This is a genomic window from Aquabacterium sp. (assembly GCF_041915145.1).
Lineage (GTDB): Bacteria > Pseudomonadota > Gammaproteobacteria > Burkholderiales > Burkholderiaceae_C > Aquabacterium.
The window spans coordinates 13,053-32,766 of record NZ_JAYSBZ010000022.1 but is presented as its reverse complement, the minus strand read 5'-3'; the positions used below and the strand labels follow the sequence as shown (position 1 = coordinate 32,766).

Genomic DNA, 19,714 nt, shown 5'->3' with positions numbered 1-19,714 from the left:
GCCCTTATCGAATCTGCTCGGCGACCTGGAAGATCGGCAGGTACATCAGCACCACCACGCCGCCGATCATCACGCCCATCACGAGCATCAGCGCCGGGCTGACGACGCGGCCGATCCAGTCGGTGAAGCGCGCGAGTTCTTCGTCGTAGAAGGTGGCGGCGCGCTCGAGCATGCCGCCCAGCTCGCCGCTGTGCTCGCCCACGCGCATCATGCGCAGCGACACGGGGGTGGTCAGGCCGGTGGCCTCCAGGCTGTCGGACAAGCGCGCACCTTCGCGCACGCGCCGCGTGGCCTCGGCCAGCGACACGCGCAACGAGGGGCTCACCAGCTCGCCAGACGCCTGCATGGCCGGCACGGCCGTCACGCCGGCCTGCAGCAGCAAGCCGAGCGTGCGGTAGAGCGCCGACAGCTCGACGAGCCGCATGCGCTCGCCCACGTAAGGCATGGTCCACAACTGCGCGGCCAGCACGGCGCGCACGCGCGGCGAACGCCAGGCCAGCACCACGCCGGCGATTAGGCCCGCCACGGCCACCGCCACGATCAACGGGTTGGCGCCGACGAACTGACCAAAGCCCAGCATGACGCGCGACATCCAGGGCAGATCGCCGCCCAGGTCGTCATAGATCTGCGCGAAGCGCGGCACCACGAACACGGTGAGAAACAGCATCACCAGCGAGCCCGCCGCGATCAGGATGCCCGGGTAGATGAGCGCGCCGACCAATTTGTCGCGCAGCGCCTGCAGCCAGGCCAGGTATTCGGCGTGACGCCGCAGAGCCTGAGCGATCTGACCGGTGCGTTGGCTGGCCTCGATGGAGGCGATGAACAGCGACGAGAACGCCTCGGGCCGACCGCGCAGTGCCTGCGCGAAGTTCTGCCCCTGCTCGAGCGCGGCGATCACGCTGGACAGCACCTCGGTGGTGGAGCCGGCGGACTCTTTTTCGCGCAGCGTGACCAGCGCCTCGAAAAGCGGAATGCCCGCGTCGAGCAGCACGGCCAGCTCCTGGCTGAACAGCCGCAGCGGAAACGCCACCTTGCGCCCGGCACGCGCGCTCGCCGCCGCAGCCGGGGCGGCATCGAGCGACTGCAGCTTGACGATGTCGGCCGGCCGCACGGCGAGCTGGCGCGCCACGGCCACGGCGTCGGCCGCGTCGACCACGGCGTCGCGCAGCTGACGCGCTCCGCCTGTCGTGGCGGCCAGATAACGAACGGCGTAGCGGGCCATGGCTGCCCCCATCACCAGCTGGTGATGTCTTCGTCCTCGTCGGTGCCGCCCTCGCGGCCATCGCGGCCGAGCGAGAACAGGTCGTACTCGCCATGCTGGCCCGGGCTGCGGTATTGGTAGTCACGCTGCCACGGGTCCTTCGGGGGCTCCTTGGTCAGATAGGGGCCGCTCCAGCGGGTTTCGTTCGCCGGCTTGACCCAGAGCGCCGCCAGACCCTGCTCGGTGCTGGGGTAGTGGCCGGCATCGAGTCGGTACTGGTCCAGCGACTTTTGCAGCGCATCGAGCTGGGCGCGCGCCGTCTTGACCTCGGACTTGCCGAGCTGCTTGAAGAACCGCGGCCCGACGATGCCAGCCAGCAGCCCGATGATGACGAGCACCACCAGCAGCTCCAGCAGCGTGAAGCCGCGAGCGCGGTGGGCGGAAACGGACGAACGGAAAGAAGAGGCCTGTGTGCCGACTGACTGCTGCATGGGTGTTTACCTTTGGCGCGCATGCTAGGCCGGCGAGGTGACACGGCTTGATCCGAACGGTGCGGCCCAGATGATCCGAACGGACTATACGCAGATGGCCGCCACCATCACCCCCCTAAGCCATCACCCCCTCGATATTCAGGTGCATCAATGGATTAAGCCGAAGCAAGCGCTCACAACTACCCGAACCGCCAGATACCCCCCAACATCGCCGCGACTTTTGCACGCCCCTTGTTTAAGGGTTAACCCGCTATCTTGCGAGCACTTGCAGGTATCCTCGCGCCCAGGGTGCTCGGTTGCCGAGCCCGCCGCAGTACGCAGGAATTCGCACCATGTCCGACACCGTGATGGCGCTCACGAGCGCCTTGATTCTGGCCATCGCCCTGACCGCCAACTTCTTCGTCGCCGCCTGGCGCCTCAACCTGATCGGCATCTTCGAGCGCAGCGTGCCGCTGAGCTGGCGACAAGTGGTCGCTGGCGCCGTCGCCGCCGCCCTGCCCTGGATCGGCGCCTATGCCGCCATGACCCTGGCCGGACACTTCGCCGCCAGCCGCAACCCGGCCGACCTGGCTGTCAGCTGCGCGGCGCTCGGCTACGGACTGAGCCGCGTGATGGACGTGCTGGTGGACTGGGGCAACCAGCGCGCCGTCGCCTGATGCCGCCGACGAATCCAGCCGGCTCGACAAGACAGCGCTTTCAAGGCGCTGTTTTTGTTTGTGGCGGAGAGATTGCCCGCCCGGGACGGATGCGCAACGCTCCCACCTGATTCAAGCGAGTCGCCTGGCCACCGCACCGCCTCGCGGTTGGCACCACCTGCATAATTGAGCAACACTCAATTTTGCAGACCATGCCCCCCACCCTGCAACGCCTGGCCCCACGCCGCGCCAAATCACAACTCCGCGTCGCCGAGCTGCTGCGCGCCGCGCGCGGCGTGTTTTCGGAGCAAGGCTTTCAGCGCGCCACCACGGCGCAGATCGCCGAGCGCGCGGGCGTGTCGGAGGCCACCGTCTTCACCTACTTTGCCGGCAAGCGCGAACTGTGCATGGCCGTGATCAAGGATTGGTACGACGAGATCAGCTCGCAGCTGGAGGCCGAGGTGCCGCGCCTGCAAGGCATCCACGCTCAGTTGAGCTACGTGATCCGCCAGCATCTGGTGACCCTGCTGGCTGACGGTTCGGGCATGTGCGCCCTGGTGCTGGGAGAAGGCCGCGCCACCGCACCCGATTTGGCCGACCTGGCCGCCGTGAGCACCGAATGCAAGCGCCGCTACACCCAGCCGCTGATGGACTGCCTGGCGCGCGCGCAGGCGGCCGGCGAGATCCGGCAAGACATGCCGCTGCGCCTGCTGCGCGACCTCATCTACGGCTCGATGGAACACGTGCTGTGGGACTCGCTCAACACCCAGCGCCGCCCGGCCATCGACACCACCGCCGAGCAGTTGACCACCCTGATCTGGAGCGCCCTGCTGCCGCGTGACGCTTCTCTCGAATCGCTCGCGCGCTTTCGCGCTGACGTGAGCCAGGCCCTGCGGCAACTTGAAATTGAGTCGCACTCAAATAACAATACACCACCGCGTCGCGCGACCGCCAAGACTGGCGCCGCACGCCGATCGACCCGCTGAGCCGCCCCTGCGCGCCCAACGCTAGCCCTCACTCACCCGCCATGCCCGTCATCACCTCACAAATCAACCCGCGGTCCGACGCCTTCAAGGCCAACGCCCAGGCCATGCAGACGCTGATCGACGACCTCGAAGCCAAGCTCGAGCAGATCTCGCTGGGCGGCGGCGAAGCGCCCCGCGTCAAGCATCTGGCACGCGGCAAGCTGCTGCCGCGCGATCGCGTCGAGGGCCTGCTCGACCCCGGCACGCCGTTTCTCGAAATCGCGCCGCTGGCCGCGCTGAACGTCTACAAAGAAAAAGACGGCCGCGACGCCGCGCCCTGCGCGGGCGTGATTGCCGGCATCGGCCGCGTGGCGGGCGTCGAGTGCGTGATCGTCTGCAACGATGCCACCGTGAAGGGCGGCACCTACTACCCGCTCACGGTCAAGAAGCACCTGCGCGCCCAAGAGATCGCGCAGCAAAACCGCCTGCCCTGCATCTATCTGGTCGACTCGGGCGGCGCCAACCTGCCGAATCAAGACGAAGTCTTCCCCGACCGCGACCACTTCGGCCGCATCTTCTACAACCAGGCGAACATGAGCGCGGCGGGGATTCCGCAGATCGCGGTGGTGATGGGCTCGTGCACGGCCGGCGGCGCCTACATGCCGGCCATGAGCGACGAGACCATCATCGTCAAGAACCAGGGCACGATCTTCCTGGGCGGCCCGCCGCTGGTGAAGGCGGCCACCGGCGAAGAGGTGACGGCCGAGGACCTGGGCGGCGGCGACGTGCACACGCGCCTGTCGGGCGTGGCCGACCACCTGGCCAACGACGACACCCACGCGCTCGCGCTGGCCCGCCAGGCCGTGGCGCGGCTCAACTGGCGCAAGCAGCCTGAGATCGCGCTGGTCGAACCGCGCGAGCCGCGCTACGCGGGCGCCGAACTCGGCGGCATCATCCCCACCGACACGCGCAAGCCGTTTGACGTGCGCGAGGTGATCGCCCGCATCGTCGACGGCTCCGAGTTCGACGAGTTCAAGGCGCGCTACGGCAACACGCTGGTCACCGGCTTCGCGCACATCGACGGCATGCCGGTGGGCATCGTGGCCAACAACGGCATCTTGTTCAGCGAGAGCGCCAACAAGGGCGCGCACTTCATCGAGCTGTGCTGCCAGCGCAAGATCCCGCTGGTCTTCTTGCAGAACATCACCGGCTTCATGGTGGGCCGCAAATACGAGAACGAAGGCATTGCCCGCGCCGGCGCCAAGATGGTGACGGCCGTGTCGTGCGCGCAGGTGCCCAAGTTCACCGTGATCATCGGCGGCTCGTTCGGCGCCGGCAACTACGGCATGTGCGGCCGCAGCTTCAACCCGCGCTTCTTGTGGATGTGGCCGAACGCGCGCATCTCGGTGATGGGCGGCGAGCAGGCCGCGAGCGTGCTGGCCACCGTCAAGCGCGACGGCATCCAGCTCAAGGGCGGCAGCTGGAGCGCTGACGAAGAAGAGGCCTTCAAGGCGCCGATCCGCCAGCAATACGAAGACCAGGGCCACCCCTACTACGCCTCGGCCCGTCTGTGGGACGACGGCGTGATCCGCCCCGCCGACACCCGCCGCGTGCTGGCGCTGGCCCTGAGCGCCAGCCTCAACGCCCCGATCGAAGACACGCGCTACGGCGTGTTCCGCATGTGACCGCCGCAAGGACCACGCGATGAGCAATATCCAAATCGAACGCAATGGTGTGGGCAACGCCATCGCCCGCGTCTGGCTCAACCGGCCTGAGCTGCGCAACGCCTTCAACGACGCCACCATCGCCGAGCTGACGCACGCCTTCCACACGCTGGGGGCCGACGCCAGCGTGCGCGTGATCGTGCTGGGCGGCCACGGCAAGGCTTTCAGCGCAGGCGGCGACCTGAACTGGATGCGCGCCATGGCCGACTACACCTGGGGCGAGAACCACGCCGACGCCGGCCGCCTGGCCGAGCTGTTTCGCGCCATCGCGCACTGCCCGGCGCCGGTGATCGCCCGCGTGCAGGGCGACGCCTACGGCGGCGGCGTGGGCCTGACGGCGGCGGCGGACATTGCCGTGGCGTCGAGCAACGCGGGCTTCTGCCTCAGCGAGGTCAAACTCGGCCTGGTGCCGGCCACCATCAGCCCGTATGTGATCCGCGCCATCGGCGAGCGCGCCGCGCGCCGCTACTTCACCACCGCCGAGCGCTTCGATGCCGCACGCGCGCAACAGATCGGCCTGGTGCATGAGGTGACGACACCCGAGGCGCTCGACGACACCGTGAACGCCATCGCCAACGCCATCGTGGCCAACGGCCCGCAGGCCGTGCGCGCCAGCAAGCAATTGGTGGCCGACGTGGCCGGCGTGCCCAACACGCCTGAGTTGCGCGACCAGACCGCGCGCCTGATCGCCGACGTACGCGCCAGCGACGAAGGCAAGGCAGGGCTACAGGCTTTCTTGAATAAGACCACCCCACCGTGGCAGAGCGCTTGAGAGGCGTCTTCGATATGTTCACCAAAATCCTCATTGCCAACCGCGGCGACAACGGTCGCGCAGCGAACGTTGCGGCGAAGCCAAATTGCGTAACGAGCGAAGCGAGGGGCGATTGAGCCGAGCACTCATGTTTACAAAAATCCTCATTGCCAACCGAGGCGAAATCGCCTGCCGCGTGGCCGCCACCGCGCGCCGCCTGGGCATCCGCACCGTGGCCGTCTACTCCGATGCCGACGCCAACGCCAAGCACGTGCAAGCCTGCGACGAGGCCGTGCACATCGGCGGCCCCGCGCCGCGCGACAGCTACCTGCTGGCCGATCGCATCCTCGCCGCGGCGCAAGCCACCGGCGCGCAAGCCGTCCACCCCGGTTACGGCTTCTTGAGCGAGAACGAAGCCTTCGCCCAGGCCTGCGCCGACGCGGGCATCGCCTTCATCGGCCCGCCCGCATCGGCCATTGCCGCGATGGGCAGCAAGGCCGCCGCCAAGGCGCTGATGGAAAAGGCCAGCGTGCCGCTGGTGCCCGGCTACCACGGCGACCGGCAGGAACCCGACTTCTTGAAGGCCGAGGCCGAGCGCATCGGCTACCCCGTGCTGATCAAGGCCAGCGCGGGCGGTGGCGGCAAGGGCATGCGGGCTGTGCAGCAGGCCAGCGAATTTGAAGCCGCGCTCGCCTCATGCAAGCGTGAAGCGCTGACCAGCTTTGCCGACGACCACGTGCTGGTCGAGCGCTACGTCACCCGCCCGCGCCACATCGAGATCCAGATCTTTGGCGACAGCCACGGCAACTACGTGCACCTGTTCGAGCGCGACTGCTCGGTGCAGCGCCGTCACCAGAAGGTGCTCGAAGAAGCGCCCGCCCCCGGCATGACGCCCGAGCGTCGCGCCGAGATGGGCGCCGCCGCCATTGCCGCTGCCCGCAGCGTGGGCTACGTGGGCGCGGGCACCGTCGAGTTCATCGTCGAGCAAGATGTGCCCGACACCGCCGGGCCGTCCCAAGGTGGCGGCACCCCCTCGGGGGGCATGGGGGTCAAAGGCTTCTACTTCATGGAGATGAACACGCGGCTGCAGGTCGAGCACCCGGTGACGGAAGCGATCACGGGTCTGGACTTGGTGGAGTGGCAACTGCGCGTGGCCGCCGGCGAGCCGCTGCCGCTCAAGCAAGACGAGTTGCGCATCCACGGCCACGCCATCGAGGCGCGCATCTGCGCCGAGAACCCGCTGCAGCAGTTCTTGCCCGCCACCGGCCGGCTCAACGTCTACCGCACGCCGGCGGCGTCGAACTTTGCGATCAGCCCCGTCCGCGTGGACAGCGGCGTGCGCGAGGGCGACGAGATCTCGCCCTATTACGACTCGATGGTCGCCAAGCTCATCGTGCACGGCACCAACCGCGAGCAAGCCCTGGCGCAGCTCGACGCGGCCTTGAGCGAACTGCACATCACCGGCCTGCAGACCAATGTGAGCTTCTTGCGCGGCATCGTCGCCACGAAGTCGTTTGCGCAGGCCGACCTCGACACCGCCTTGATCGAACGCGAGCGCGACGTGCTGTTCGTGCCGCGCGAACTGCCGCCGCTGCTCGCCGTGGCCGGCGTGGTGGCGCGTCTGCTGGCCGACGAGCAGGCCCTGGCCTCGGCCGATACGTGGTCGCGTCGCGATGGCTGGCGCCTGCACGGCGTGGCGCGGCGCCATCTCAAGCTCGACGTGGCCGGCGAAGTGGTGCAGGCCGTGCTGACCTATCAGCACGACGGCAGCCACCTGCTGCAATTGGCACCGCACGCCGAAGCCGTGCCGCTGCAAGTCGCCTTGATGGGGCCGGATCGCTTTGACGTGACCCTGGGCAGCGGCCCCGGCACGCAGCGCGTCCGGCTGGCCGTGTACCGCCAGGAACCCCACGCCGAGCGCAACACCGAGCGCTTCAACGTGTTCGCCCCGCAAGGCACGAGCGCCGTGCATTACGTCGACCCATTGGCCCACGCGGGCGAAGGCCACGGCGGCTCGGGCCGCCTGACCGCACTGATGCCCGGCAAGGTGGTGGCACTGCTGGTCAAGGCCGGCGATGCCGTCACCAAGGGCCAGGCCCTGGCCGTGACCGAGGCGATGAAGATGGAACACACGCTCACCGCGCCCTACGACGGCGTGGTCAGCGAGTTGCTGTGCGCCGTGGGCGACCAGGTGGCCGAAGGCGCCGAGTTGCTCAAGCTCGAAGCCAAGGCGGCTTGAGCGCACCCCCACACGACAGGACCAACACCATGACCCTGCCCACCCACGTCAAGCTCGTTGACGTCGGCCCGCGCGACGGCCTGCAAAACGAAGCGCAGCCGGTGCCCGCCGCCACCAAGATCGAACTCGTGCACCGCCTGCAAGCCGCCGGCCTGCGCGAGATCGAAGTCACCAGCTACGTGAGCCCCAAGTGGGTGCCGCAGATGGCCGACAACGCCGAGGTGATGGCCGGCATCACGCGCCAAGCCGGTGTGCGCTACAGCGTGCTCACGCCGAACATGAAGGGCTTCGAAGGCGCGCTCGCGTCAAAAGCCGACGAGGTAGTGATCTTCGCGGCGGCGTCCGAGGCCTTCAGCCAGCGCAACATCAACTGCTCGATTGCTGAGTCGATCGAGCGCTTTCGCCCGGTCGTCGAGGCCGCGCACGCCGCCAAGATGAAGGTGCGTGCGGCGGTGTCGTGCGCGCTGGGTTGCCCCTACCAAGGCGAAGTCAGCCTCGATGCGGTGGACGACGTGGTGGCGCGCCTGCAAGACATCGGCACCGACCACATCGGCATTGCCGACACCATCGGCGTGGGCACGGCGCGGCGCGTGCAGGCCGTGATGGAGCGCGCCTTGAAGCGCGTGCCGCTGGCCGAGTTGAGCGGGCACTTTCACGACACCTACGGCCAGGCGCTCACCAATATCTACGCCTGCCTGGAGCTCGGCATCCACACGTTTGATGCCAGCGTGGCCGGCCTGGGCGGCTGCCCCTACGCCAAGGGCGCGACGGGCAACGTCGCCACCGAAGATGTGGTCTACCTGCTGCACGGCCTGGGCATCGAAACCGGCATCGACCTGAACCAGCTGGTGGATGCCGCCGCGTTCATCTCGACCGCGCTGGGCCGCAAGCCCGTGTCGCGCGTGGCCAATGCGCTGCTGGCCAAACGCGCCACTGCCTGAGCCCCGCGCCGACCTGATCCGAAACTCACCACACCTTCACGCATTCCACAGGAGACAACCATGAGCCTGCCCGGCCTGAACCACTTTCTCGGTGACGACATCGACGCGCTGCGCGAAGCCGTCAGCAGCTTTGCCCAGCAAGAACTCGCCCCCCGCGCCGCCGACATCGACCGCGACAACCTCTTCCCGGCCGACATGTGGAAGAAGCTTGGCGACCTCGGCGTGCACGGCCTGACCGTGAGCGAGGAATACGGCGGCACGAATATGGGCTACCTGGCGCACATGGTGGCCATGGAAGAAATCAGCCGCGCCAGCGCCTCGGTGGGCCTGAGCTACGGCGCGCACTCCAACCTGTGCGTCAACCAGATCAACCGCAACGGCACCGAAGCGCAAAAGCGCAAGTACCTGCCCAAGCTCATCAGCGGCGACCACATCGGCGCCTTGGCCATGAGCGAGCCCAACGCGGGCTCCGACGTGGTGAGCATGAAGCTGCGCGCCGACAAGAAGGGTGACCGCTACGTGCTCAACGGCAGCAAGATGTGGATCACCAACGGCGGCGATGCCGACACGCTGGTCGTCTACGCCAAGACCGAGCCCGAAGCCGGCGCCAAGGGCATGACGGCCTTCATCATCGAGAAGGGCTTTGCCGGCTTCACCAAGGGCGCGCACCTCGACAAGCTCGGCATGCGCGGCTCCAACACCTACCCGCTGTTCTTCGACAACTGCGAGGTGCCGGCCGAGAACGTGCTGGGCGGCGAAGGCAATGGCGTGAAGGTCTTGATGAGCGGCCTCGACTACGAACGCGCCGTGCTCTCGGGCGGCCCGCTGGGCATCATGCAGGCGGTGATGGACAACGTGGTGCCCTACATCCACGAGCGCAAGCAGTTCGGCCAGTCGATCGGCGAGTTCCAGCTCATCCAGGGCAAGGTGGCCGACATGTACACCGTGCTGCAAGCCGCCCGCTCCATGGCCTACACCGTGGCCAAGAACCTCGACAACCTCGGCGCGCAGCACGCCCGCCACGTGCGCAAGGACTGCGCCGCGCTGATCTTGTGGACGGCCGAGCAGGCCACCCGCATGGCCGGCGACGGCGTGCAGATCTTCGGCGGCAACGGCTACATCAACGACTACCCGCTCGGCCGCCTGTGGCGCGACGCCAAGCTCTATGAAATCGGCGCCGGCACCAGCGAGATCCGCCGCATGCTGATCGGGCGGGAGTTGTTTGCCGAGACGGCTTGAGCGCCCAACACGCCTCCCCCACCCCAAACAGGCGACTCTTCTACCGGTCGCCTAGAAAACGTTGCCAAGCGCATTTACGGTTTAACACTGCGAGCGATAAGCCGTCCGCAACCCGTAGCACCAGGTAAACCACCGCATCGGCAACCAAGGCTGCGGGCAACCCGACTACCCCAGCAAAAGCGGTCATCACAGGCTCGCCAAACCCTTGCGTGTTGGCGCGTTGCCTGGCGATCACCCGCGCACGCCCCCAACGGCGCAAACGGTTCGTAAACAACATCCGTGACTCCAGCCCCGCTGGGGGCGCCTCCCGCCGGCTCGAAAAACAGAGCCCAAGAACCGACAGCACAGCACGCCGGTTTGCAACGTGCAAATTTGTTTAATGCTTCGCACGGATGCATTTTTGCTGACCAAACAGCAGATTGGCATTGGACAAATAGTCAACCCCCCACCCCTCCAGAGAGGGGAGCAAATCATTGCCACAAATCAAGAAAGCCGCAAATATTGGTTGTTACCTTTCATGCCGACGGCGAGACACGAAACACACAAAGACTCCAGTCCGCCAAGCCGTTGTTGATTGGCGTGACGCCGAGCAAAGCCAGACATTTCGAGTGGTTGTCGTCCATCCAAATGCAACCGTTCGCGCCCTATCCCTATATATGTGCCGAGCAAGCAGCGATATGAAGTCATTCAAGAAACAGCAAGCGCCGATTGATCTACTGACTCTGCGCATGCGATTAGCCGCAACAGACTCTTCGCAGTGGCAATTGGTGGTAAACGATTTATGTCAGGCATTCGGCTCGCGAGGCGGCGCGCTCTTCACACCAGAGCCCGCGCCGGACATAACACCGGTCTACATCGCGTACGGCGATCTGCGTGCAGGTGTCGATGCATATTTCTCACGCTGGGCCAATCAGGATGCCTGGAACAAAGCGGCAGCACCGGGCCTCTTCAGCAAGGCAGGGCAGGTTAGATTCGGACATGAATTTCTGCCAGACGATGAGCTAAGAGCCACCGCGTTCTTCAATGAGTGGTGCAGCCGTTACAGCGCAGAGCAGCTGATTTCGTTGAAAGTGACGGATCAAAGCGACGCCCCCGTTCCAGTCGTTCATCTGACGCTGTTTCGACTGTTTTCGGACCCCCCGTTTTCGCGCGACGAACAACTCGTCCTCGAAGCGTTATGGCCACACCTCAGAAATGCCGTAAACAGAGCCTCATCGCTGTGGTCGATGCGTCCCAAGCATCTCGATGACGCAGCAGCCGAACGCACAGTGGATTCACTAGCGGTGCCAATTTGGATCATCCAAAAAAATGGACACATCCAGCACGCAAACACCGCAGCACACAACTTGATGGACAGAAATTTGTGGGCCAGACAGCAGCACGGCACATTGCAATCGGTTGGCGACATCAATGCCCGCGCGTTGAAAGCCCTGCTTGCAAAACAAGCCTCCGCGGAAACAAGCGATCAGACAACCGTCACTGTGTCCGCTCAACACAACGGCCGACTATTGCCCGGGATTCTGAGCATCGCCCCTCTCGCTGCCATGCCGCTGTTCGCCCATGCATGGCCACAAGCCATTGCTTTGTTGATGCTGAAGCACACCGAATGCTCGTCTGACATGAACCTCTTGCATCGTTCATGGCTTGATCATGTGGCCCACAGGTTTTCGCTGACCCCGGCAATGCGTGAGATTCTTGAACAACTGAGCCAAGGATCAACGGTCAAGCAGATCGCATTGCAGCGTGGCGTTGCCGAACGAACCGTTCGAGCTCAATTGGTCGAATTGGGCAAGCGCACAGGCCTCACACGCCAAGCCGACTTCGTGCGCCTGAGCATGTGCCCATGGTAGTCATTCTCATCGCCGCGCCACTTTCGCAACAGCACGTTCATCGCCCCTCTCGAGTGAGGTATTGCAATTTTGCCGGCGTCCGCTGGGCCGTCTGTGGCGCGACGCCAAGCTCTACGAGATCGGCGCCGGCACCAGCGAGATCCGCCGCATGCTGATCGGGCGGGAGTTGTTTGCCGAGACGGCTTGAGCCAGCGCAAACGGGGCGCGGGCGTGGACGCCGCGCCACGGCGTGGCGTGAATAGTTGCCCGCGTGATGCCTTCTTCGATCAGGCCCGCGCAAACCATGAGAAGGCGGGGCGCGCGAGGGTGCCATCATGGCCGTTCACATCAGCCAGGGAGCACGCCAAGATGTCTGCATCGCATCGACCCAGTCCCCGCATCACCCGTCGCCGTCTGCATGCGCTGGCCATCGCCGCGGCCATGAGTCTGGGCGGCCTGCCGGCGCATGGCGCCGAGGGTGTCACCCCCATCAGCTTCGACCCGCTGATGACGGTGAGCAGCACGCGCCTGCTGATGAACGGCCACGGCTCGCGCAAGAAGGCCTACTTCTGGATGTACGACCTGGCGTTGTACTTGCCGGGCAAGGCCTACACGGCTGAAAAAGCCGTGGCCATGGAAGGCCCCAAGGTGCTGAGCTTCGTGGCACGGCGCGACTTGCCCGGCGGCGACCTCGGGCGCCTGTTCGTCAAGGGCATGGGCCTGAACGCCTCGCCCGAGGCCATGCAGCGCCACGTGAAAGACGTGACCCGCCTGGTTGAGGTGTTCGCCGGCAAGCCGATGCTGCACCCGGGCGACGACTTCCGCATGGAATACGTGCCGGGCAAGGGCACCACCTTCTTCATCACCGGCCAGGCCCAGGGCGAACCCGTGGGCGACGCCGAGTTCTTCGCGATGGCGCTCAACATCTGGCTGGGGCGCGACCCCGCGGACGAGAAGCTCAAGGCCGCGCTGCTCGGCACCTGAGCGCGCGGGGCCTCGGCCTCAGCCTGCCGAGCCCTGCCCCTCGGGCGCATTGCGCCCCTCGAACAGCACATTGTTTTCAAGCGCGATGTGCTGCGTGAGGTCGTCGTGCAGGGTGCGCAACCCGGCCATCAAGGTCTGCCAGGTGTTGCAGGCCCCTTCGGGGGTGCTCAGGCCGTTCGCCAGCTCAACCATGCGCGCCAGAGCCTGGACGTGGTCTTCGTGCTCGAGGCGCATCACCGTCACCGGTGGCAGGCCCACGGGCGACATGCCGCTGCCGATCAGCCGAAAGAGGATCTGCTCTTCTTTTTGCATGTGCCCTTCGAGCTCGCGGTGCATGCCCTCGAGGTGATCGGCCAGCCCGCGCGGGCAATCGGGGCGGTCGGCGTGAACCTCTTCGACGCGGCGCGCCAACCGCACCAGTTCGGGCAGTTGTTGCCGGTGGCGCTCGTGGTAGCGCTGCAGGATGTGCTGGATCAGCTCGCTCGCGCTGGCTTGCTGCCAGTCGGCCAGCGTGCGATCAAGAGGGGCGGGGCTCGTCGTCATGATGGGGCGTGTACTTTCTGTCTCGAATCCGGGACTGAAATGTTAGCGCCCCCGCCCAACCGGGCCCGGCGCGCGAGCCCGCGTGAATCACTTGCGCAGCAACACGTTCATGCCCGGCGTCACGTCGCTCTCGTCGACGTAGCCGATGGCGCCCGGCGTCTTGTTGATCTGCTCGACCATCGCCGCCGCGTCTTTCACCTCGCGGGGCGGCGTGCCCTTGCCGACGTAGCGGCGCACCGTCCAGTAGGCGACGAACTTGTCTTCGTCCTGCTGCAGGTAGTCGGCCAGGAAGCGCTGGCGCACCGCCTGACCGGGCGCCGCGTTGAAGGGCACCACGGCCGCGCCGTCGACTTCGACGACCTTGCCGGTGTAGATGCGTTGCACGGTGGCGGCGTCGAGCTTGCGCACCGAGGTGTGCCCGATGATGACCACGTGATCACCCGCCCAGGCCGCCGAGACAGCAGCCCAGGCCAGGCAGGTGGCGATCAAGCCGCGTTGGAGTTTGAGGAGTCGCATGGTCGGCCTCCTCAGAACGTGAAGTTGTAGCTGAGGGACAGCACATTGAGCCCCTCATGCGCCACGGGCGGCCCGCCGGCCGGCGAGTCGATCATGACCGAACCGCGCCCCACCCAGGTGTGCATCAGCTCGGCCTTCAGCTTGCTCTGCGGCGTGAGCGCGTAGGACGTGCCCAGCATCAGCGACTGCTGGTCGTAGAACGGGATGCCGTCGGCCAGCATGCGCTGCTGGGCGTTGAGCTGATCGGCGCCAAGAATATAGGACGGCACGTTGACCGCGTTGAGACCCTGGTACACCGTGGTCGTGACGCCCAGCGTCTTGATCTTCGACCAGGTGACGTAGGGCGTGAACTTGTCGACCTTGCGCAGCAATGACACGTAGCCACCGATCGTGTTGGCGCCGATGTCGATGTCGTGCTGGATGTTGCGCTCGAGCTCGGTCATCACCCGCCAGCCGTTGCCCAGGCCCAGGTCCAGGCCGACGGTGAAGATGTCGTTGGTGAAGCTGCGCACCATGGTCGTCGGCATGTAGTAGCCGACGCCGCCGCCCAGCGATTGGTAGGCGAGCCGCCCCGGCATGGGCAGGCCGTTGTTGAACGCCGATTGAGCGTGGTGGACGCCCGCGCGCCAGGTGCTGTCTTCGGCACGCAGCGTCAACACCGCGCCACTGACGCGGGTGTTGACGTCTTGCAAGTACGAGGGCCCGAGGTCGCGCAGATAGGCGCGATGCACCACGCGCGGCGCCCTGCCCGAGTACACGTCGAGGCTCAGATCGCCCGCGTCGAGCGCCCAGTTGTGCGTGAGGTACAGGCCCGCGATGTCGGTGGTGGGCGAGATGGAATACATCTCGGTGGGCATGCGGGCGAAGTCGTAGCTCTGGCCCACGTCGAGATTCTCTGAGAACAGATACAGCGGCAGCCGCACCTTGCCGGCCCGCAACAGCCAGTCGTTGTTCGGCCGCCAGGAGACAAAGGCCCAGGCCAGGCTGGTCTTCCAGCGGTTTTCTTCGTCATTCGCGGGCGCCACCTTGGCCTGCACGGTGGCCGACAGCTCGGTGGTGAACTTCAGGTCGGCCTGCGCGCCCACCACGCTGTCGCGCTTGACGGTGCCATCGTCGCTGACGTACTGCTGGAAGTGATACGGCTTGTCGGACACCGCGTAGCCGGCGGTGCCGAAGCCGGACATCTGCAGCTCCAGCGCCGAGGCGGTCGTGGCCACCCCGATCAGGCCAAGAAGTGCAAGGCGCTTCTTGATGAACAACCGATGCGTGCGAATCATGCGAGTCCTTGCGAGAGAGTCAGTCCTGCCATTGGCTGGCGATATCGAGAAACTGCTGTTGAATGGCGACGAACACGTCCACCACCTCGGGGTCGAAATGCTGGCCCGCGCCCTGCAGCAGATGGCGGCGGGCGTCTTCGTGGCTGTGCGGCGGCTTGTAGGGCCGACGGCTGATGAGCGCGTCGTACACGTCGGCCACGGCCATCAGGCGCGCCGACAGCGGAATGGCCTCGCCCGTCAGGCCGTCCGGGTAGCCGCTGCCGTCCCACTTCTCGTGGTGCGAGCGAGCGATTTCCATCGAGTAGGACAGGAAGTCGGTGTCGTCGCCCATGCGCTGGGCGGCGCGGCGCAACATCTCCCAGCCATGCACGGGGTGGGTCTTCATGATCTCGAATTCTTCGGCCGTCAGCTTGCCGGGCTTGAGCAGGATGTTGTCCGAAATCGCCACTTTGCCCAGATCGTGCAGCGGCGCCGACTTGGCGATCAGCTCGATGCTCTGCGGACTCAGCAGGTCGAGATGCCGGCCGCGCCGCCACAGCTCGGTGGCCAGCACGCGCACATATTCTTGCGTGCGCTTGACGTGGTTGCCGGTCTCCTGGTCGCGAAACTCGGCGAAGGAGATCATCACGTAGAGCATCGACTCGCGCAGGCGGTCGAGCTGCACCATGCGCTCGTCGAGCTCGCTCGACAGCCACGCGTTGTTGTGGCGCAGCCGGTCTTGCAGGGTCTTGTTCTGCAGGTGCGTCTTGACGCGGGCCTGCACGATGGCCGGGCTGATGGGCTTGTGGATGAAGTCGGCCGCGCCCACCTCGAAGCCCAGCGCCTCGTTCTCGGGCTCCTGCATGGCGGTGAGAAAGATCACGGGGATGTGGCGCGTGCGCTCGTCGGCCTTGAGGCGGCGGCAGACTTCGTAGCCGTCCATGTCCGGCATCATCACGTCGAGCAGCACCAGGTCGGGCGGCGACTTGAGCGCCAGCTCCAGCGCCTTGGGGCCCGAGGGCGCGAGCTTGACGCGGTAGGCCGTGTTGAGCAGACCGGCCAGCAGGTTGAGGTTGGCTGGCGCGTCGTCCACCACCAGGACGGTCAGGCGGGCGGGAGCGCTTTGTTCAGGCGTCAACATGCTGCGCGGCCTCGTTCAACAGGGTCAATGCGCCTTCAAAGTCGCATCGTTCGATGGCGTTGTTGAGTCGGGTGAGCGTGAGGGGCGAGAGCGTCATCTTGAACAGCGCCCGCTGCTGCTGCCAGAGCACCATCGCCTGGCTGTCGTAGTCTTCGAGCAGCCGGCGCAGCGCCTCTTGCGCTTCTTGCACCTGACGCGGCACGATGCGCGGCGCGGGCGCCGCCGCCGGCCGCGCCACGCCGCCCGCGGTGGCGGGCCTGGCGTCCGCATCGGCCCAGCCCTGCGGCAGCGCGCGAACCGCCTCGGTCAGCGTGAGCAGATCGCGCAGAAAGGGCTCGACGATGGAGCCCAGCTGCACCGAGTCGGCCTCCTTGGCGGCCACCTCGACGCGCCCGGCCTGCGCCGCCAGCGCCTCGGCGCCGATGGTGGCCGACAGCCCCCGCAGGGTGTGCGCCTCGCGCTGCGCGGTGGGCCAATCGGCCGCCGCCACGGCTCGGCGCAGGGCCGGCACCGCGCCGTCGGCATGCCGCAGGTAGCCTTGCAGCGTCTGACGATACAGGTCGCGGTCGCCCGACAGACGAGCCAGCGCGAGCTCGGCGTTCAGGCCCGGCACGGCGGGCAGGGGCGGCGCGGCGCCGGCCTTCGTGGCCGCCGCGCCGCCGCCCGTCTCGACCGGGCGCAGCGCCTTGGCTGGCGCGTGGGGCTCGAGCGTGGCGTAGAGCTTCTGCGGGTCGAGCGGCTTGCTGATGTGTCCTTGCATGCCGATGGCCAGACAGCGTTCGCGCTCCTCGGTGAGGGCGTGCGCCGTCATCGCGAAGATGGGCACGTGCGCAAAGGCTTCGTCGGCGCGGATCTGCCGGGTGGCCTCGTAGCCGTCCATCGCCGGCATGTGCAGATCCATCAGCACCACGTCGTAGCCCGAGGGCCCGACCATGCGCAGCCGCTCCAGCGCCTCGACGCCGTTGTTGACCACGTCGATCACGGCGCCGCGCCGGCTGAGCAGCTCGGTGGCGAGTTGCTGGTTGAGCGCGTTGTCCTCGGCCAGCAGCACGCGCAGGCCGTCGAGCCGGATGGCGCGCTCGCTGCCCGCCGCGTCGGCCTGGCCCATCACCTCGATGCCGGTCAGCCGCGCCAGCAGGCTGCGCAAGGCGCTGGGCAGCAGGGGTTTGGACAGGAAGCCGGTGGCGCCGGCCTGCAACGCGGTCTCGTGCAGGCTGTCCCAGTCGTAGGCCGAGATCACCACCACGTTGACCGACGGGTCGATCGCGCGCAGGCGGCGCATTACCTCGGCGCCGTCCAGGTCGGGCAGCACCCAGTCGAGCAGCACCACGTCGAAGGGCTGGCCGGCGCGGCAGGCCTGCTCGATGCGGTCCAGCGCCTGCGCGCCCCCGTCGGCCACCTCGACGCACCCGGCGCCGTCGCGCTGCTCGGCCCCCACGCCGAGCGTGTGCAGCAGGCCGGCCAGCGTGAGGCGCGTCTCGGGCTGGTCGTCGACCACCAGCACGCGCAGGGCATCGACCGGCACGGGCGTGACGCCGCCGCTGGCATCGGAGACGATGGTCACGGGCAGGCGCAGGCTGAAGGTGGAGCCGCAGCCGTAGGCGCTGTTCACGCTGATGCGCCCGCCCATCAGGCCGGCCAGGCGCTGGCTGATGCTCAGGCCCAGGCCGGTGCCGCCGTAGCGCCGCGTGGTGCTGTCGTCGGCCTGCGTGAATTCTTGAAAGAGCCGCGCGATCTGCTCGGTGGTCATGCCGATGCCGGTATCGCTCACGTCGAATCGCAAGGTGGCCTGGTCGCCCCGGCGGCCTTCGAGATCGACGCCGAGCTTGACGTAGCCGCTGTCGGTGAACTTGACGGCGTTGCTCAGCAAGTTGGTGAGGATCTGCCCGACGCGCAGCATGTCGCCCGTCACCACGCCGGCCTGGGCCAGCAAGTCGGGGTGCGCGAATTCGCACAGCAGCTCGACTTCTTTTTCTTGCGCCTTCTGCCGCACCAGCATCAAGGCGCTGCCCACGGCCTCCTCCACCCGATAGGGCGCGCGCTCCAGCGTCAGGTGGCCCGCCTCGATCTTCGAGAAATCGAGGATGTCGTTGATCACGCCGAGCAAAATCTGCGAGGCCGACAGCACCTTGGCGAGGTAGTCTTGCTGCTGCACGCTCAGCGGCGTCTGCAGCGTGAGGTGGGTCATGCCGATGATGGCGTTCATCGGCGTGCGGATCTCGTGGCTCATGTTGGCCAGGAAGAGCGACTTGGCCTTGGTGGCCGCCTCGGCCTCGTCGCGCGCCTGCCGCAGGTCGGCCTGGGCACGCTCGCGCGCGGCGATGTCTTCTTGAATCGACTGCGCCATCACGTCGAGGGTGCGCCCCAGGGCCTCGACCTCGTCGAGCCCGCCCTCGCGCACGTTGCGCCGCGCGGTGTAGTCGCCCGCCGCGAAGGCCTTGGCGCGCAGGCTCAACGCGTCGATGGGCAGCAGCATGCGCCGGCGCACCATCACCAGCGCGAACAGCATCACCGGCACCAGGGCGAAGTCGCCCGCCACGGCCAGCACGATGAACCGCCGCACCCGCTGCGAGGCCTGCGCCACGGCCGCCTCGGTGCGGGCGCCCACCCGCCGCGCCAGCTCGGACAGCGCCCGCGTCAGCTCGGCGCCGTCACGCTCGTAAGCCGCGCTGTGCACCAGCTCGGTGGCGTAGGCGAGGTTGGGCTCGCCCTCGGACACGAAGGCCTTGCGCCGCGCGTCGTACAACCCCTGCGTGGCGGCAAAGGCGATCTGCTCGGTCTTCTTGAGCTGCTCGGTGGCGTCCATGGCGCGGCGCAGCACGGCCAGCTCGCTCGCCGTGAGATGCAGCGCCCTCATGCGGTCCACCAGCGTGCTGCGCGCGCCGTTGGCTGGTGCCGCATGACTCTTGGGGTCGGCGATCATGTCTTCCCAGTAGACGGTGGCGTCGTCGGCCTCGGGCTGGGGCTTCTCACCGAGGTGGATGCCCATGATCTCGTAGTAGGTGAGCAGGTAGTTGGGCCGACCGGTGGCGGTGTAGGCGCGCACCAGGCGGCGCAGCAACTCGGTTTCGCGGCGCAGCTTGTCGACGGCGCGCACGGTTTCTTCGCGCGCCGCCGCCGCTTGCGTGGTGGAGTCGTAGGCGCTCTTGATGAGCACCAGAAACAGGAAGTTCGCCCCGAGCGCCAGCAGCACGCCCACGAACAGGGTGTGCGAAACGGTTTTGAGCCTCACGAGCGACGCTCCTGGCGAAGCGCACCG

At 66.9% G+C, this 19,714-nt stretch carries 16 protein-coding genes and 1 pseudogene; 10 read left to right on the top strand and 7 right to left on the bottom strand.

What is annotated here, in order from left to right; all coding sequences use genetic code 11:
* Window positions 1-4 precede the first annotated feature (4 nt).
* On the bottom strand, window positions 5-1,222 hold the full coding sequence (locus ACE3SS_RS06105; protein WP_374592278.1) for a type II secretion system F family protein: 1,218 nt from the start codon (window positions 1,220-1,222) through the stop codon (window positions 5-7).
* Window positions 1,223-1,233: 11 nt separating this feature from the next.
* Window positions 1,234-1,692, bottom strand: a complete 459-nt coding sequence (gene gspG, locus ACE3SS_RS06100; protein ID WP_374592277.1) for a type II secretion system major pseudopilin GspG — start codon at window positions 1,690-1,692, stop codon at window positions 1,234-1,236.
* Window positions 1,693-2,024: 332 nt separating this feature from the next.
* Between gspG and ACE3SS_RS06095 the strand changes: the two genes are divergently transcribed.
* The 10 genes and pseudogenes from ACE3SS_RS06095 (at window position 2,025) to ACE3SS_RS06050 (ending at window position 12,999) form a co-directional block, all read left to right on the top strand.
* Window positions 2,025-2,348: a hypothetical protein gene (locus ACE3SS_RS06095; RefSeq protein WP_374592276.1), complete on the top strand. Its 324-nt coding sequence runs from the start codon at window positions 2,025-2,027 to the stop codon at window positions 2,346-2,348.
* Between the two features lie 191 nt (window positions 2,349-2,539).
* Window positions 2,540-3,313 carry a TetR/AcrR family transcriptional regulator gene (locus ACE3SS_RS06090; RefSeq protein ID WP_374592275.1) on the top strand — a complete coding sequence of 258 codons (774 nt, stop codon included), beginning with the start codon at window positions 2,540-2,542 and terminating at the stop codon, window positions 3,311-3,313.
* Between the two features lie 41 nt (window positions 3,314-3,354).
* Window positions 3,355-4,977, top strand: a complete 1,623-nt coding sequence (locus ACE3SS_RS06085; protein ID WP_374592274.1) for a carboxyl transferase domain-containing protein — start codon at window positions 3,355-3,357, stop codon at window positions 4,975-4,977.
* Between the two features lie 19 nt (window positions 4,978-4,996).
* Window positions 4,997-5,788: an enoyl-CoA hydratase/isomerase family protein gene (locus tag ACE3SS_RS06080; RefSeq protein ID WP_374592273.1), complete on the top strand. Its 792-nt coding sequence runs from the start codon at window positions 4,997-4,999 to the stop codon at window positions 5,786-5,788.
* A gap of 127 nt (window positions 5,789-5,915) precedes the next feature.
* The gene (locus ACE3SS_RS06075; RefSeq protein ID WP_374592272.1) at window positions 5,916-8,006 is read left to right on the top strand and encodes a biotin carboxylase N-terminal domain-containing protein; all 2,091 of its coding nucleotides are present in this window, start codon (window positions 5,916-5,918) and stop codon (window positions 8,004-8,006) included.
* A 29-nt stretch (window positions 8,007-8,035) separates the two neighbouring features.
* A complete protein-coding gene (locus tag ACE3SS_RS06070) occupies window positions 8,036-8,947 on the top strand; it encodes a hydroxymethylglutaryl-CoA lyase (RefSeq protein WP_374592271.1) in 912 nt (303 codons plus the stop codon).
* Window positions 8,948-9,007: 60 nt separating this feature from the next.
* The gene (locus tag ACE3SS_RS06065) at window positions 9,008-10,186 is read left to right on the top strand and encodes an isovaleryl-CoA dehydrogenase (protein ID WP_374592270.1); all 1,179 of its coding nucleotides are present in this window, start codon (window positions 9,008-9,010) and stop codon (window positions 10,184-10,186) included.
* A 677-nt stretch (window positions 10,187-10,863) separates the two neighbouring features.
* Window positions 10,864-12,036: a helix-turn-helix transcriptional regulator gene (locus tag ACE3SS_RS06060; protein ID WP_374592269.1), complete on the top strand. Its 1,173-nt coding sequence runs from the start codon at window positions 10,864-10,866 to the stop codon at window positions 12,034-12,036.
* 79 nt (window positions 12,037-12,115) lie between these two features.
* A pseudogene (locus ACE3SS_RS06055) lies at window positions 12,116-12,223 on the top strand (acyl-CoA dehydrogenase family protein); the annotation flags it as partial.
* 161 nt (window positions 12,224-12,384) lie between these two features.
* Window positions 12,385-12,999, top strand: coding sequence for a chalcone isomerase family protein (locus ACE3SS_RS06050; RefSeq protein WP_374592268.1), 615 nt, complete (start codon window positions 12,385-12,387; stop codon window positions 12,997-12,999).
* Window positions 13,000-13,017: 18 nt separating this feature from the next.
* On the opposite strand, the gene ACE3SS_RS06045 is transcribed toward ACE3SS_RS06050, so the two are convergent.
* The 5 genes from ACE3SS_RS06045 to ACE3SS_RS06025 form a co-directional block, all read right to left on the bottom strand.
* On the bottom strand, window positions 13,018-13,542 hold the full coding sequence (locus ACE3SS_RS06045; protein WP_374592267.1) for a hemerythrin domain-containing protein: 525 nt from the start codon (window positions 13,540-13,542) through the stop codon (window positions 13,018-13,020).
* 87 nt (window positions 13,543-13,629) lie between these two features.
* Complete coding sequence (locus tag ACE3SS_RS06040) at window positions 13,630-14,058, bottom strand: hypothetical protein (protein WP_374592266.1); 429 nt, start codon at window positions 14,056-14,058, stop codon at window positions 13,630-13,632.
* Between the two features lie 11 nt (window positions 14,059-14,069).
* Window positions 14,070-15,335: a hypothetical protein gene (locus ACE3SS_RS06035; protein WP_374592265.1), complete on the bottom strand. Its 1,266-nt coding sequence runs from the start codon at window positions 15,333-15,335 to the stop codon at window positions 14,070-14,072.
* 19 nt (window positions 15,336-15,354) lie between these two features.
* On the bottom strand, window positions 15,355-16,455 hold the full coding sequence (locus tag ACE3SS_RS06030) for an HD-GYP domain-containing protein (protein ID WP_374592264.1): 1,101 nt from the start codon (window positions 16,453-16,455) through the stop codon (window positions 15,355-15,357).
* On the bottom strand, window positions 16,442-19,687 hold the full coding sequence (locus ACE3SS_RS06025; RefSeq protein WP_374592263.1) for a response regulator: 3,246 nt from the start codon (window positions 19,685-19,687) through the stop codon (window positions 16,442-16,444). Before ACE3SS_RS06025 ends, ACE3SS_RS06030 begins: the two co-directional genes overlap by 14 nt.
* Window positions 19,688-19,714: the final 27 nt, after the last annotated feature.

What these genes read in the sequence shown, in the direction of transcription:
- ACE3SS_RS06085 (WP_374592274.1), top strand. Translation starts at nt 3,355, where the DNA reads ATGCCCGTCATCACCTCACAAATCAACCCGCGGTCCGACGCCTTCAAG.
- ACE3SS_RS06095 (WP_374592276.1), top strand. Translation starts at nt 2,025, where the DNA reads ATGTCCGACACCGTGATGGCGCTCACGAGCGCCTTGATTCTGGCCATC.
- ACE3SS_RS06080 (WP_374592273.1), top strand. Translation starts at nt 4,997, where the DNA reads ATGAGCAATATCCAAATCGAACGCAATGGTGTGGGCAACGCCATCGCC.
- ACE3SS_RS06075 (WP_374592272.1), top strand. Translation starts at nt 5,916, where the DNA reads ATGTTTACAAAAATCCTCATTGCCAACCGAGGCGAAATCGCCTGCCGC.
- ACE3SS_RS06070 (WP_374592271.1), top strand. Translation starts at nt 8,036, where the DNA reads ATGACCCTGCCCACCCACGTCAAGCTCGTTGACGTCGGCCCGCGCGAC.
- ACE3SS_RS06045 (WP_374592267.1), bottom strand. Translation starts at nt 13,542, where the DNA reads ATGACGACGAGCCCCGCCCCTCTTGATCGCACGCTGGCCGACTGGCAG.
- ACE3SS_RS06090 (WP_374592275.1), top strand. Translation starts at nt 2,540, where the DNA reads ATGCCCCCCACCCTGCAACGCCTGGCCCCACGCCGCGCCAAATCACAA.
- ACE3SS_RS06105 (WP_374592278.1), bottom strand. Translation starts at nt 1,222, where the DNA reads ATGGCCCGCTACGCCGTTCGTTATCTGGCCGCCACGACAGGCGGAGCG.
- ACE3SS_RS06035 (WP_374592265.1), bottom strand. Translation starts at nt 15,335, where the DNA reads ATGATTCGCACGCATCGGTTGTTCATCAAGAAGCGCCTTGCACTTCTT.
- ACE3SS_RS06030 (WP_374592264.1), bottom strand. Translation starts at nt 16,455, where the DNA reads ATGTTGACGCCTGAACAAAGCGCTCCCGCCCGCCTGACCGTCCTGGTG.
- ACE3SS_RS06060 (WP_374592269.1), top strand. Translation starts at nt 10,864, where the DNA reads ATGAAGTCATTCAAGAAACAGCAAGCGCCGATTGATCTACTGACTCTG.
- gspG (WP_374592277.1), bottom strand. Translation starts at nt 1,692, where the DNA reads ATGCAGCAGTCAGTCGGCACACAGGCCTCTTCTTTCCGTTCGTCCGTT.
- ACE3SS_RS06040 (WP_374592266.1), bottom strand. Translation starts at nt 14,058, where the DNA reads ATGCGACTCCTCAAACTCCAACGCGGCTTGATCGCCACCTGCCTGGCC.
- ACE3SS_RS06065 (WP_374592270.1), top strand. Translation starts at nt 9,008, where the DNA reads ATGAGCCTGCCCGGCCTGAACCACTTTCTCGGTGACGACATCGACGCG.
- ACE3SS_RS06050 (WP_374592268.1), top strand. Translation starts at nt 12,385, where the DNA reads ATGTCTGCATCGCATCGACCCAGTCCCCGCATCACCCGTCGCCGTCTG.